Here is a 13,920-nt window from a genome sequence, read left to right as displayed (position 1 = left end):
AAAACGACAGGGTTTTCATGCCGCAATGCAGCGCCAGGGGCGGTATCAGGCGGTCTGGTCCCGTTCCATGGTGGCCATGGCCGCGTCCAGCGACGGGTGGATGACGAAAATCCGCAGCAATCCGCTGACCTCGAACACCTCGTGGATGGCTTGGGCCATGCCGCACAGGTGAACACGGTAGCCGTCGGTGCTGCCCCGCTTGGCGGCGACGATCAAGGTCCGCAGCCCGGAACTGGTGATGAACCGCAGGTCGGCGAAATCCACCACCAGCGCCTTGGGATTGTCGTCCAATTCGGCCATCAGCCGGTCCTGGAACTGGTCGGCCATGGCGCTGGACAACCGCCCGGAGACCGTCACGATGGCGATGTCTTCCCGGCGGTCGACGGCGATTTGCATAATGGCGGAATCCTGCGTGGAAGGTCCGGTTTGGCCGGAGAGGGGCTGCTGCATTCTATGCCTCTAATGGAGTGAATTCCATCGGGTGTCGCTCATGCCCCGCCCAGGAACCGCACCGCGACGCAGGTCAGATCGTCGCTGTGGGGGCGGCCGGCCTCGAAGTCGCGGACGGCGGCCAGCACCCCGTCGCACAGGACGGCCGGCGGAGCCTTGGCCTTGGCGGCCAGCACCTCGGCCAGACGCTGCTTGCCGAATTCGGCTTCGGCCGGATCGATGGCCTCGACGACGCCGTCGGTATAGATGAACAGGCTGTCGCCTGGGGCCAGCGCCAGGGTGGCGTCGTGGTAGGGAATGCCGGGCATCACGCCGACCAGCAGGTCGTTGGTGCCCCTGATCCACTCCATGCCGCCGCCGGCCCGCAGCACGGCCGGTGGATTATGGCCGCCATTGGCATAGGTGAAGGTGCCGGCGGCGCAATCGATGATGCCGTAGAACAGCGACACGAACATGCATCTGGGATTGTCGGCGCTCAGGTGCTCGTTGAGGCGGCTCAGGCAATCGGCCGGCGACAGGCCGAACTGGGCGGTGGCGCGCAACTGGGTCCGCACCATGGCCATGTAGACGGCGGCGGGGACGCCCTTGCCCGACACGTCGCCGACCGCGATGCCGACCCGGCCGCCCTCCAGGGCGAAGAAGTCGTAGAAATCCCCGCCGATCTCGCGCGCCGGGTCCATCAGGCCGTGGCCGGCCAGGGCGCGGTGGGCGGGAAAGCCCTTGGGCAGGATGGATTGCTGCACCTCGCGGGCGATGGTCAGTTCGTTTTCCACCGCCTGCAGGTAGGACAGCTCCACCTCGCGCAGGCGCTTCTTCTCCAGGCAGGCGCCGATGCGGGCGCGCAGCAGCACCCGGTTGAACGGCTTGGCCAGGTAATCCTCCGCCCCGGCCTCGATGCAGCGCACGATGCTGTCCAGGGCGTCCAGGGCGGAAATCATGATCACCGGCAGCGAGCGCAGGCGGGGCTCGGCCTTCATGGCCTTCAGGACCTCGTCGCCGTTCATGCCGGGCATGATCATGTCCAGCAGCACCACGTCGAAGGGCTGTTCGAACACCGCCTCGATGGCGGCAAGGCCGTCGCCGACCGCCACCACCTGATGGCCTTCGCGCGACAGGTATTGGGCCAGCACCTCGCGGTTGGCCTGGCTGTCGTCGGCCAGCAGCACCCGACCGGCCGGATAGGAGGTGGAACGCGGCTCCCGGTCGTCGCCGTCGTCCTCGGAATCCATGGCCAGGGACAGGGCGGGCAGCGCCCGCTCGATGGATACCATGACCTCGGCGACCCGCTCGAGCAGCGGGCCGAGGGCGGCGGCCACGTCGTCCAGTTCCTCGTCGGCGGCGATCTCCAGGGCCAGTTCGCCATAGCCCTTGAGCGCCACCAACGGGGTGCGCAGGTCATGGCGCAGCCGGGAATGAGCCTCCTCCACGCCGCCTTCGCCCGGTTCGGGGCGACAGTCCCGGACCATCTCCGTCAGGAGCTGGGCCGCCTTGTCGATCTGATGAATTTCCTCGGCCAGCGCTTCCGCCGAGGGGGCCGCGGCCAGTACCGCCACGGCGGCGACGATGGAATCCGCCGTGGGGCCGACCTCCGCCCGAACCTGCTCGGCCAGGGCGACCATCCGGGAATCGTGGGTTTGGGTAGTCATGCCGCCTAGGTCCGGCGCAGCAGGGACTCGATCTTCTCCAGCAATTGAGGAAGGTCGATGGGCTTGGTCTCGTAGCTGTCGCATCCCGCAGCCAGCGCCTGTTCGCGGTCGCTGGCCATGGCGTGGGCGGTCAGCGCGATAATCGGGATGCGGGCCAGGGCCGGGTCGGCCTTGATTCGCCGGGTGGCGTCCCAGCCGTTGAGGACCGGCAGGCTCATATCCATGAGGATCAGATCGGGGGTCGTGGACGCCGCCATGGCGACGCCTTCCTCGCCATCCACCGCCATGGCCACCTCGTAGCCCTTGCGTTGCAGGCGGCGGGACAGCATGTCCCGGTTCATTTCATTATCTTCGACCAGAAGAATCTTGGTCATATCCAAACCTTGCCCCGCCCAGGCCGACGGTATCGCCCCTCAACCCAGAGGATAGATTTCACGAGAAAGCTATTTGATCGCCAACTTCGACGCAAGTATAATCAATCGTTCGTTTTTGCCGAAATTTGCTCCTTATACAAGCAATATAGAGCCAACGAATTAGAGCTTTTGGGGAGGGGGTAGTGGGAATCAATTTATACTGGTTACAATGTGGCGGGTGTGGTGGCGACACCATGTCTTTTTTGAATTCCGAAAGCCCCGATGTATTGCAGTTGTTCTCCAGCCTGGGGATCAATGTTCTTCATCATCCTTCCCTGTCGAACAGCTCTCCCGCCCAGCAGGCATCTCAACTCGACGCTCTCGGCTCGGGCGATCTGCCCCTCGATATCCTGGTGGTTGAGGGCGCCGTCCTGCGCGGCCCGGCCGGCACCGGCATGTACGACACCAGGGGGCGGCGGCCGAAGAAGGACATCGTCGCCGCCCTGGCCCGGCAGGCCCGCTTCGTGGTGGCGGCCGGCACCTGCGCCTCGTTCGGCGGCTTCGGCGCCCAGACCGAGATCGAGGCCACCGGCCTGCAGTTCAACCGGGCCGAGCCCGGCGGTTTTCTGGGGGCGGACTTCCGGTCCAAGTCCGGGCTGCCGGTGATCAACCTGTCGGGCTGTCCCTGCCATCCCCATGTTCTGGCGGGCACCCTGACCGCGCTGGTGACCGGCACCGAGCTGTCGCTGGACCAGTTCAACCGCCCGCTGTCGTGGTACAGCATGATGGTCCACCAGGGCTGTACCCGGAACGAGTACCACGAGTACCGGGTCGAGGAGGAAACCTTCGGCGAGAAGGGCTGCCTGTTCTTCCACATGGGCTGCCACGGGCCGCTGGTCACCGGACCCTGCAACAAGCTGCTGTGGAACCAGCGTTCGTCCAAGACCCGGGCCGGCGTTCCCTGCTTCGGCTGCACCAGCCCGGACTTCCCGCAGAACCATCCGTTCTTCCACACGCGCAATATCGAGGGGATTCCGCTGGACCTGCCCAACGGCATCAACCGCGCCCACTACATGGTCTACAAGGTCATGGCCGCCGCCGCCGCGCCCGAGCGCCTGCGTCAACGCCGCACGGAAATCTGAGGAGGGGGCGATGGCTGTCCGCAAGATGCTCGACATTCCCGTCAACCGGGTCGAGGGCGATTTGGAATTGCGTCTGGAGGTCGCCGACGGCGTGGTCGTCGACGCCTGGAGCACCGGCACCATGTTCCGCGGCTTCGAACGCCTGCTGCTGGGGCGGGGCGCTCTGGACGGGCTGGTGGTGACGCCGCGCATCTGCGGCATCTGCAGCACCACCCACCTGATGGCGGCGGCCAAGGCGCTGGACGCCGTCACCGGGGCGGTGGTCCCCGACAACGGCATCAGGCTGCGCAATCTCGCCCTGATGGTCGAGCACGTCCAAAGCGACGTGCGCCACGGCATCCTGATGTTCCTGGCCGATTACGCCAATCCCGCCTATGCCCATCTGCCCCTTTACGACGAGGCGGTCCGCCGCTACGCGCCGCTGGCCGGCGAGGCGGTGGTCGAGGCGGTGCGCGAGACCAAGCGCATCATCGAGATCATCGCCATGATCGGCGGGCAGTGGCCGCATTCGTCCTTCATGGTGCCGGGCGGCCTGTCCTATGGGCCGCAGGTGACCGAACTGCTGCAGTGCCGCCACGTGCTCGACGCCTATCGGGCGTGGTACGAGCGGCGCATCCTCGGCTGTTCCATCGACCGTTGGATGGCGGTGGACAGTCTGGCGGCGCTCGACACCTGGCTGGAGGAATCCCAAGCCCACCGCGACAGCGACGTGGGTTTCCTGCTGCGCTTCGGGCGTGCCGCCGGGCTGGATAAGCTGGGCGGCGGCCACGGGACCTTCCTGTCTTCCGGCTCGCTGGACCTGCCGGCCGAGACGGCGGCGCGGGGAACCGGCGGTCACCTGATTCCCGCTGGCTTCGCCCGGGGAACCCTGGTGGAGGCCTTCGACCCGGAGGCCATCTCCGAGCATGTGGCCGCCTCGTGGTATGCCGGCCAGGACGGCGGCCGCCACCCCTCCGAGGGCGAGACCGAGCCCTATGCCTCGGGCGAGGAGGGACGGCGCTATTCCTGGGTCAAGGCGGCGCGCTACCGTGGCGGCCCGGCCGAGACCGGTCCGCTGGCCGAACGGGTGGTGGCGGGCGATCCCCTGTTCACCGATCTGCTGAAGCGGCAGGGCGCCAACGCCCTGGTTCGCGAGCTGGCCCGGCTGACCCGCCCGGCCACCCTGCTGCCGACCATGGCGGTGTGGCTGGCCGAGGTGGTGGCGTCGGGCGCCCGCGACGTCTACGCCAATCCCGGCCCGGTCACCGAGGGCGACGGCTGCGGCATGATCCAGGCGGCGCGCGGCTCGCTGGGCCATTGGGTCAGCATTCGCCAGGGACGGATCGAGCGCTACCAGATCATCACTCCCACCGGCTGGAACGGCTCGCCCCGCGATTCGGGCGGCGTGCGCGGCCCGTGGGAGGAGGCGTTGATCGGCACGCCGGTGGCCGATGCCGACAATCCGGTGGAGGTCGGACACGTCATCCGCTCGTTCGATCCCTGCCTGGTCTGCTCGGTTCACACGGTGCGCAAGGGCAAGACCATGGGCCGGGTCCGGTTGGAGGCCTGACATGGCGCCCCGCCCCGCCCGCATCATCTGCGTCGGCAACCGCCTGCTTCCCGGCGACGATCTGGGACCCCGTGTCCACGACCTGCTGGCCGGATCGGTGCTGCCCCAGGGGGTGGAACTGGTGGATGGCGGGCTGTACGGCCTGGACCTGCTGCGCTCCGTCGAGGGGGCGGGGCGGGCGGTGTTCGTGGACGCGGTGGCGGGCTTTGCTCCACCGGGCCAGGTGGTGGCCCTGGGGCGCGACGACGTGGCGGCCCAGGCCCAAGGTGCCTGGGGCCACGACGCCGGCCTGCCCCATCTGTTCCATCTGCTGCCGCGCGTATGCGAGGGCGAGATGCCCGAGGTCCTGTTGATCGGCGCGGAGCATCCGGCGGACGTCGCCCAGGTGGCGGCCCGTGCCCTGGCGGAGGCGTTGCGGCCATGAATAGCGACCGGATGATGGACCTTCAGGCCGAGAACGCCTTGCTGCGCAACGAGATCAGCGTCGCCCGCGAGGCGGCCGAGATCACCGCCCGGCTGGTGGTCAAGCAGTTCGAGGAGACCGAGCGGCTGCTCTACCGCTTCCAGAGCGCCAATGCCCAGCGTCAGGCGGTGCTGGACGCCGCCCTGCAGATGTCCATCATCGCCACCGACATCCAGGGCCGGGTGATGCTGTTCAATCGCGGTGCCGAGACCCTGCTGGGCTATGCCAGCGAGGAGGTGGTGGGGCACCGCACCCTGTTGGACTTCCTGCTGCCCGAGGAGGTGGCCTCCCACGCCGCCGAACTGGCCGCCGAGATCGGGCGCCCCGTCGCCCCCGACGGCCTGTTCGCCGCCTACGTCAAGCACGGCCTGATCGCGGCGCGCGAATGGACCTACCGCCGCAAGGACGGCACCCGCTTTCCCGTCAGCCTGTCGGTGACCTCGCTCAGGGACGGCGACGGCAGTCTGGCCGGCTATCTGGCGGCGGCCATGGACATCACCGAGCGTAAATGGGCCGAGGAGGAGGCGCACCGCGCCAAGCTGGCCGCCGAGGCGGCCAACCAGGCCAAGAGCAGCTTTCTCGCCAATATGAGCCACGAACTGCGCACCCCGCTCAATGCCATCATCGGCTACAGCGAGATGCTGCAGGAGGAACTGGAGGACTTGGGCCAGGACGACCTGATTCCCGATCTGGGCAAGATCCATTCGGCCGGCCGTCATCTGCTGTCGCTGATCAACGACGTCCTCGACATCTCCAAGATCGAGGCGGGCAAGATGGATCTGTTCGTCGAGGCCTTCGACATCGCCCAGATGGTGTCGGACGTGGTCTCCACCATCCAGCCGCTGGTGGCAAAGAACACCAACCGGCTGGAGGTGGTGTGCCCCGCCGGTATCGGCGTCATGGACGCCGACCTGACCAAGGTGCGCCAGACGCTGTTCAATCTGCTCAGCAATGCCAGCAAGTTCACCCACGAGGGCACCATCACCCTCTGTGCCCGCCGCGACGGCGCCTGGATCGAATTCGAGGTCAGCGATACCGGCATCGGCATGACACCCCAGGAACTGGACCGGCTGTTCCAGGCCTTCCAGCAGGCCGACGCCTCGACCACCCGCAAATTCGGCGGCACCGGCCTGGGGCTGGCCATCAGCCGCACCTTCTGCCGCATGATGGGCGGCGACATCACCGTGGTCAGCGAGCCCGGATGCGGCACCGCCTTCACCGTCCGTCTGCCGCTGGTGGTGGCCGATCCCAAGGCGATCCGCCCGGCGGCGGCGGAACCGGTCTCCGAGTTGCCGCTGGTGCTGGTCATCGACGACGACGCGGTGGCCCGCGATCTGCTGGGCCGTTTCCTGGACGAGAACGGTTTCCGGGCCCGTTTCGCTTCCGACGGGCCGTTGGGGCTGGAGATGGCGCGGACGCTCAGGCCCGCCGCCATCACGCTCGACGTGATGATGCCGGGCATGGACGGCTGGTCGGTGCTGACCGCGCTGAAGACCGATCCCGATCTGGCCAGTATTCCGGTGATCATGGTGTCGGTGGTGGAGAACCAGGCGCTGGGCTACGCGCTGGGCGCCCATCATTTCATGGCCAAGCCCATCGACCGCGATCAACTGGCGGCGGTGCTGTCCCGCTTCAAGGATCGCGGTCCCATCGAGCGCATCCTGGTGGTGGAGGACGACCACACCAACCGGGAAATGCTGCGGCGCATGCTGGCCAAGGAAGGCTGGTCGGTGGTCGAGGCGGCCAACGGCCGGATCGCCCTGGACCGCGTCACCGAAGCGCCGCCCGACCTGATCCTGCTCGACCTGATGATGCCGGAAATGGATGGCTTCGAGTTCGTCGCCGAGTTGCAGCGCCATCCCGAATGGCACGCCATCCCCATCGTCGTGCTGACCGCCAAGGACATCAACCAGGAGGACCGCGACCGTCTGGCCGGCTGCGTTCAGAAGGTGCTGCAGAAGGGCGCCGCCGACAAGGACACCCTGCTGGCCGAATTGCGGCGGCTGATCGATATCCCCTGAGACGGCATAATTCCGCCCCTTTTGAGGTGTGGAATTCCGTGGTTGAATAACCTTGGGGGACAATCGTGGCCGGGGGTGGGATGGATCGCCGGGATTGCGTGGCCGATAGGCTGGAGCGGTTCATCGCCGCCAAGGCCCGGATGGCGGATGAACATCCGCTTCGCTATCTGTTCTGGGAGGCGACGCTGCGCTGCAATCTCGCCTGCCGCCATTGCGGCAGCGACTGCCTGCGCGACAATTCCACCCGTCACAAGGAACTGCCTCCCGAAGTCCTCAAGCGGGAGTTGGCCGCCATCGCCCTGGCCTGCGACCCGCGTGACATCACCTTCGCCATCATCGGCGGCGAGCCGCTGATCCGCCGGGATATCGAGGAGGTGGGGGCCTTTGCCGCCGGCCTCGGCTATGCCTGGGGCATCACCACCAACGGCATGCTGCTGGACGCGGCGCGGCTGGCCTCGCTCAAGGCGGCTGGGCTGTCGACCATTTCGGTCAGCCTGGACGGGCTGGAACAGGCCCATGACGGCCTGCGGCGGCATGACGGTGCCTTCCGCAAGGTCTCGGGTGCGCTGGAGCGGCTGGTGGCCGATCCGTTCTATGCCGCCTTCGACGTCATCTGCTGCGTCAGCACCCTGAACATCGACCGGCTGGAGCCCTTCGTCGATCATCTCGCCGCCCTGGGGGTGCCGCAGGTGCGCTTCACCCCGGTGTTCTCGCGCGGGCGGGCCGGGCGGGATTCGGGGCTGATGCTGTCGGGAGAGCAGTATCGCGACCTGCTGGCCTTCGTCGCCCGTTCCCGCCAGCAGCGCCGCGATATCGCGGTGACGCTGAGCGAGGAAGGCTATTGGGGGCCCAACTGGGAATGCCGGGTGCGCGAAGGCATGCATTATTGCGGCTCGGGCACGGTGATCGCCTCGATCCTCCACGACGGCGGTGTCACCGGCTGTCCCAGCGTGTCGCGTCGCTTCACCGAGGGCAGTATCCGCGAGGCCGCCTTCCTCGATCTGTGGCGGGGCGGCTTTGGCCGTTTCCGTCAGGGCCGTCGCGACACGGCGCCGTCCGTCTGCCGGGGCTGCGACCACTGGGATCTGTGCGAGGGCGGCGGGTTCCATCTGTTCGACCCCGAGGACCCGCAGGCCGTCCATTGCGGCCTCGTGAAGATCGGAGAAATGGGAGAGTGTGATGACTGACGACAGCCGACGCGAATTCCTGCTGCGCTTCGCCGCCACCGCCCTGGCCGCCGCCGGGGGCGGTTGCGCATCGCCGGTCGAGGCGGTGGAGGAACCGCTGGCCAAGCGGGAAACGCCCCTGGCCGTCTATGGCCCGCCGCCCGTCCGGCCACGCATCGAGCCGCGCGAGATTGTGGTGCCCTTCGCCGCCGAGCGGCTGGACCTGGACGCCACGGCCAAGCGGATTCTGGACGATCTGGCCGATATCCTGGTGCGGGAGCCCGCCATTCCCGTCCTTGTCGAAGGCCATGCCGACGACAAGGGGACCCGCGAGTACAATCTGGCCATCGGCGAACGCCGGGCCGAGACGGTGCGGCAATACCTGATCGGGCGCGGCGTGGCCGAGGGACGGATATCGGCCATCTCCTTCGGCCGCGAGCGCCCCCTCGATCCGGCCCGCACCAAAACGGCCAAGGCCGCCAACCGGCGGGTGGTGGTTCGGCTGGAGCCCAACTGAGGATCAGCGCCTATCGCCTGAAATGGGTCCACCAGCCGTTGACGATCTCCGGCGGCGGCGACCGCGTCAGCTCCGCCCATAGCTGTCCTAGCGTCGTCTTCTCGGGAAAGCGGCACTGGCCGCCCAGGCGGCTGCCCACCTGTATGCCGGTGTCTTCAAGGCAATAGCGCTCGGCGGGCGGGGCTTCGGGCGGGCCGCAGGGCTGGACGGCGACCGACACCCAGGCCTTGCCTCCGTCCGTCATGTCGTTCAGGGCCAGCCGCAGGGCGGGCAGCCCGGCGCAGGTGAAGCAGATCCGCCACTCCTCCAACTCGAAAACCCGCGTTCCGCCGGAATCGGCGAGGCTGAACCCCCTGTCGCCGACGGTCAGCAGCGCGCCGCATCTGAGATCGCCACCGGCCAGTGCCGCGCTGGACAGGCCGCCGGCCAGGGCGAGGACAAGGGCGGCACGGCTCAGCATTTCGGCACGAAGGAATCGACGATCAATTCGACCGTCACCGTGTCGGGGAACAGCAGCCAGCCGTCGCCCGCCTCCACCAGGGTGATGCGGGCCTTCTCCCCCTGGGGGACGAAGCGGAAGGCTCCCGCTTCGCCGGAGATGGGCTCGAGGGGCATGGGCCGCCATTCCTTGTCGGCATGGAAGAAGAAGGCGGCCTCCTTCACCTCCCAGCGCCGACCGGCGGGCAGGGGCATGGACATGCGCAGGATGGTTTCGTGCCCGGCTTTGGCGATGTCCTTGTGGGCGGCCTTGTCCACGTTCAACACCCACGGCCTGGGCGGTGGGGGCGGCGGCTCGACGATCAGGATATAGAGGACGGGGCTGGTCCGCCCGTCGGCGAAGACATAGCGCAGGGGCAGCGCGCTCTGTCCGCCCTCCTCGGCCGCCAGCCATACGGTAAGACCGCCTTCCGCCCGCGGCTCCGCTTTCCAGGTTACCGGGCCGTGGGTGTCAGGGTCGGTCAGTTCCCAGCGGTCGCCCTTGCCCAGCAGCCCCAGCGTCAGGAAGGCGGGCCATCCCGCCCTCATATAGCCGATCGGACTGGTCCAGGCGTTGTGGCCGTCGGGCACGAATACCCGGCCCTTGGCCACGTCGGTGGGACCCGAGATGCAGGCCCATGCCGGGCTGAACCCCGTCAGCAGGATCAGGGCGACGAGGGCGGCGAGCCGCCGCACGGCTAGACGGCGTAGCCCATGCGCAGGGCTCCCCAGTGGCGGCCGCGAATCATGATGGGCGACGATACGTCGATCATCAGCACGCTCTTGTCGCCGGTCTGGCGGCGGTAGGTCTGCACCAGGGACGGCTTGGCGGTGTTCTTGGCGGCGGCGAGGCCGGTGGGGTCGGCGAATATCCGGCGGTTGCGGCAATTGGCGTCGTTCCACACCGGGTCGGCGCCCTGGGGCTTGGAGAACTTGGCGTTGTGGGTGGGCAGATAGCCGTTGCGGTCCACGGCGACGCAGAACACCGCCTTGGGGAACTGGACCAGGGCTTTTTCCTGAATCTCGGGGAACAGCCGGTCGGCCAGTTCGGTGAAGTGGGTCGAGACCTGCTGCGGCGAGGTGCCGGGGACGGGCTGGTAGGATTCGTCGAACAGGTTGTCGAGGCTGATCTCGCCCCGCTCCACCGCCGCCTCGAGCCGTCCGGCAAGGTTGGTGGCGCCGGCCCGGACGAAGTCGGCAAAGGCCAGATCTTCGGAATGGGTGAATTTCTCCTCGTCCTTGATGGCGGCCAGGAAGGAATCCACCTCCTCATGCAGCAGGTCGGCCTTGGCCGCCAGTTGCCGGGCGGATTCCAGCACGTCGGTGGCGATCTGGCCGCTGGAACTGGTGGCGGCGCTGACCGACTGGATGCTGTCGGTCACCGTCAGGGCGCCCACCGCCGCCTGCTGGACGTTGCGGGCGATCTCCTGGGTGGCGGCGTCCTGCTGGTCCACCGCCTGGGCGATCTCGGCGGCGATGGTGTCGATCTCGGTGATGGTACCGCTGATATGGGCGATGGCGCCCACCGCCGCATCGGTGCGTTGCTGCACCACGGCGATCTGGGCGGCGATCTCGTCGGTGGCGCGCGCCGTCTGGGTGGCCAGGGTCTTGACCTCGCCCGCCACCACGGCGAAGCCCTTGCCCGCCTCGCCGGCCCGCGCCGCCTCGATGGTGGCGTTCAAGGCCAGCAGGTTGGTCTGGGCGGCGATGGAGTTGATCAGGTCCACCACCTCGCCGATGCGTTGGGTGGCCTCGGCCAGGCCGCGCACGATGCCGTTGGCCTCCTCGGATTCCCGGGCGGCGGTCCGGGCCATGGAGCTGGAATGGCTGACCCGGCGGCCGATCTCCTTGATGGAGGCCGACAGTTCCTCGGCGCCGGCCGCCACCGAGTTGACGTTGTCGGAGGCCTGGGCGGCGGCGTCCGACACCGCCTGGGACTGATGCTTGACCGTCTCGGAGGTCGAGGCCATGTCGCTGGCGGTCTGCTGCATGTGGCCGCTGGCGGCGACCACCGCTTCCAGGGTGTCGGTGACGCTGGCCTCGAACCGGGCGGCCTGCTGCTCCAGGGCGATGCGCCGCTGCTCCTTGGCCTCCTGGTCGGCCCGCTGGGCCTGCTCCAGTTCCAGGGCGCGGCGCTTGTTGGCCTTGAACACCTCGACGGCGGCGGCCATCTCGGCGATCTCGTCCCTGCGGTCGAGGAACGGCACCTCCACGTCGAGATCGTCGCCGGCCAGCGATCCCATCACCCGGGTGATCTCGGTGACCGGCCGGGCGATCATGCGGCCCATGGCGAACGTCGCCAGCGCCCCGACCAGCAGGAAGACGCCCAGGAACAGGGCGTATTCCATTTCGGTGGAGGCGGCCAGCGCCGAGGTGTCGTGATAGTCGGCGGCGGCGCGCGAAGCCGCCTTGGTGGTCAGGCCCTGCAGGTCGGCGCGCAGGCTGTCGAACTCGATCTCGGTGGCGCCCATCATGGAGAGCGCGGTGATATGGTCGCTCTCGTACATGCCCAGCACGTCGCCGGCCGCCAGCAGGTAGTCCTTGACGTGCTTGGCCACCGCCGGCTCGGCGGCCATGGCCTTGAGCAACGCGTTGGCCTTGTCGCCGAATTCCTTGATGTCGGAGCGCAGTTCCTTGTCCAGCTGGGCGATCTTGTCCTTGTCCTCCTTGGCCGCCTTCCAGCCCAGGATGCGGTAGATGTTGGACTCGATGGTGGCCGCCATGCCGTCCAGTTCGGCGGCGGTGCGGCTGTTGGCGAACGAGCTGTTGACCATGCTGTCCATGGCCGTGTTCTGCCGGGTCATGGCGAAGTGAAACACCACGCCCAGAATCAGCATGGATATGATCAGGATGACCGGGGCGACGAATACTTTGATGAGAATCCGGGTGTTGGCGATCATCGCAAGCATTCATGTCCCTCCCAGGCCGTTGATCATGTTGCCTCCTTCTCTTGTGGAAGGCCGCGTTCGGACGCGTTAGGGCATCAAGATGGTCCCGGCGAGGGTACATCTTTCCCCCCCGCATCGCCATAGCGCCAAACGCGCATTGGCGGTGCGGCCCAAGCAATCGTGCGCGGACCGCAAGCTTGTGTTTCCTATCGGGTGGGTCGGTGCATTAGGATCGCGCCACCAGCAACGAGGTAAACAATGACCAGTGGATCGACCTGCCCCAAGTGCAACTCCGAAAACGTTTATCATGACGGCAGCCTGTGGGTTTGCCCCGACTGTGCCCATGAATGGAACCCCGAGACCGATTCCGGCGATGCCGGCGGAGAGAGTTCCGAGGTGCGGGATGCCAACGGAAACGTGCTCAGCGACGGCGACAGCGTGACCGTGATCAAGGATCTGAAGGTCAAGGGCTCGTCCCTGGTCGTCAAGGGCGGCACCAAGGTCAAGGGCATCCGTTTGGTGGACGCCACCGACGGACACAACATCTCCTGCAAGATCGACGGCATCGGCGCCATGAATCTCAAGTCGGAATTCGTGAAAAAAGCTTAGGCCCGGCCCGGACGAACCGAAATATCGGGGCCGATAATGCGTCGGCCCCGATTTGCATTTCAGGGCGACCAGGAACCGGATACCAGTCCTGGGGAGGCCCAGGTCCTCGTCGGCGAAACCTGGAGGAAGCCGGGGTTCTCGGCGATGTACAGCCGCAGCCAGGGAGTCAGGTGGTCGGTATCCGGGGCCAGACTGGTGGGGTCGATCCAGCGGATTTCCATCACCTCGTCGGCATTGGGGTGGATCGGACCGTCGTGGCAGCCGTGAAAAAAGTGGACCAGCTCATTCTCCATCAACCCATCGCCGACCATGGCGCGGTAGGAGAACAGTCCGACCGGCCGCAACCTCGCCTTGATGTTGAGTTCCTCGCCCAGGCGCCGGGCGGCGGCGGCGGCGATCTCTTCCCCCGGCCTCGGGTGGCCGCAGCACGAATTGGCCCACAAACCGCCGGAATGGTATTTCCCCAACGCCCGGCGCTGGAGCAGCACCTGACCGAGCCGATTGCCCAGCATGATCGAAAAGGCGCGGTGGCGCACTCCGATCCGATGGGCCGCCATTTTCTCCATCTGCCCACAGGCCCGGTCGGCCTGATTCACGAGGACGACGAATTCGCGCTCTGCCATGGTGCCGCTCCCTTTT

At 67.4% G+C, this 13,920-nt stretch carries 14 protein-coding genes; 7 read left to right on the top strand and 7 right to left on the bottom strand.

From position 1 onward, the window contains the following. Positions 1–45: 45 nt before the first annotated feature. The 3 genes from CP958_RS17300 to CP958_RS17290 form a co-directional block, all read right to left on the bottom strand. Positions 46–396: an STAS domain-containing protein gene (locus tag CP958_RS17300; protein ID WP_170959018.1), complete on the bottom strand. Its 351-nt coding sequence runs from the start codon at positions 394–396 to the stop codon at positions 46–48. 92 nt (positions 397–488) lie between these two features. Further along, on the bottom strand, positions 489–2,096 hold the full coding sequence (locus tag CP958_RS17295) for a SpoIIE family protein phosphatase (RefSeq protein WP_170959017.1): 1,608 nt from the start codon (positions 2,094–2,096) through the stop codon (positions 489–491). Between the two features lie 5 nt (positions 2,097–2,101). After that, complete coding sequence (locus tag CP958_RS17290; RefSeq protein ID WP_096703445.1) at positions 2,102–2,470, bottom strand: response regulator; 369 nt, start codon at positions 2,468–2,470, stop codon at positions 2,102–2,104. A gap of 182 nt (positions 2,471–2,652) precedes the next feature. Here CP958_RS17290 and CP958_RS17285 point away from each other — a divergent pair, with 182 nt between their 5' ends. From CP958_RS17285 to CP958_RS17260, 6 genes are all read left to right on the top strand, one after another. Beyond that, the gene (locus tag CP958_RS17285; protein ID WP_277948889.1) at positions 2,653–3,591 is read left to right on the top strand and encodes a HupU protein; all 939 of its coding nucleotides are present in this window, start codon (positions 2,653–2,655) and stop codon (positions 3,589–3,591) included. 10 nt (positions 3,592–3,601) lie between these two features. Further along, a complete protein-coding gene (locus tag CP958_RS17280; RefSeq protein ID WP_096703443.1) occupies positions 3,602–5,140 on the top strand; it encodes a nickel-dependent hydrogenase large subunit in 1,539 nt (512 codons plus the stop codon). A 1-nt stretch (position 5,141) separates the two neighbouring features. After that, the gene (locus CP958_RS17275) at positions 5,142–5,564 is read left to right on the top strand and encodes a hydrogenase maturation protease (protein WP_096703442.1); all 423 of its coding nucleotides are present in this window, start codon (positions 5,142–5,144) and stop codon (positions 5,562–5,564) included. Then, positions 5,561–7,624 (top strand): response regulator, encoded by a 2,064-nt coding sequence (locus tag CP958_RS17270; protein ID WP_096703441.1) that lies wholly within the window; start codon positions 5,561–5,563, stop codon positions 7,622–7,624. Before CP958_RS17275 ends, CP958_RS17270 begins: the two co-directional genes overlap by 4 nt. Positions 7,625–7,722: 98 nt before the next feature. Further along, entirely contained in the window at positions 7,723–8,811 is a 1,089-nt protein-coding gene (locus tag CP958_RS17265; RefSeq protein ID WP_170959016.1) for a radical SAM protein, read from the top strand. Beyond that, positions 8,804–9,307 (top strand): OmpA family protein, encoded by a 504-nt coding sequence (locus CP958_RS17260; RefSeq protein WP_096703439.1) that lies wholly within the window; start codon positions 8,804–8,806, stop codon positions 9,305–9,307. Before CP958_RS17265 ends, CP958_RS17260 begins: the two co-directional genes overlap by 8 nt. Before the next feature lie 10 nt (positions 9,308–9,317). Here CP958_RS17260 and CP958_RS17255 read toward each other — a convergent pair whose 3' ends face one another. From CP958_RS17255 to CP958_RS17245, 3 genes are read right to left on the bottom strand one after another with little or no spacing between them, the layout of a single operon-like run. Beyond that, entirely contained in the window at positions 9,318–9,767 is a 450-nt protein-coding gene (locus CP958_RS17255) for a hypothetical protein (protein WP_096703438.1), read from the bottom strand. Then, positions 9,761–10,480: a hypothetical protein gene (locus CP958_RS17250; protein ID WP_096703437.1), complete on the bottom strand. Its 720-nt coding sequence runs from the start codon at positions 10,478–10,480 to the stop codon at positions 9,761–9,763. Before CP958_RS17250 ends, CP958_RS17255 begins: the two co-directional genes overlap by 7 nt. A 2-nt stretch (positions 10,481–10,482) precedes the next feature. Further along, positions 10,483–12,693 carry a methyl-accepting chemotaxis protein gene (locus tag CP958_RS17245; protein WP_242442952.1) on the bottom strand — a complete coding sequence of 737 codons (2,211 nt, stop codon included), beginning with the start codon at positions 12,691–12,693 and terminating at the stop codon, positions 10,483–10,485. 237 nt (positions 12,694–12,930) lie between these two features. On the opposite strand from CP958_RS17245, the gene CP958_RS17240 reads away from it, so the two are divergent. Further along, positions 12,931–13,281 (top strand): zinc ribbon domain-containing protein YjdM, encoded by a 351-nt coding sequence (locus CP958_RS17240; protein ID WP_096703435.1) that lies wholly within the window; start codon positions 12,931–12,933, stop codon positions 13,279–13,281. A 59-nt stretch (positions 13,282–13,340) separates the two neighbouring features. Here the strand turns inward: CP958_RS17240 and idi are convergent, their stop codons facing one another. Beyond that, positions 13,341–13,904 carry an isopentenyl-diphosphate Delta-isomerase gene (idi, locus tag CP958_RS17235; RefSeq protein ID WP_096703434.1) on the bottom strand — a complete coding sequence of 188 codons (564 nt, stop codon included), beginning with the start codon at positions 13,902–13,904 and terminating at the stop codon, positions 13,341–13,343. Between the last annotated feature and the right edge of the window lie 16 nt (positions 13,905–13,920).

The sequence above is a fragment of the Magnetospirillum sp. 15-1 genome (genome assembly GCF_900184795.1).
In the GTDB taxonomy this organism is placed as follows: domain Bacteria; phylum Pseudomonadota; class Alphaproteobacteria; order Rhodospirillales; family Magnetospirillaceae; genus Phaeospirillum.
Note: the sequence above shows the minus strand (reverse complement) of the source record. Positions and strands in the feature narration are given on the sequence as shown.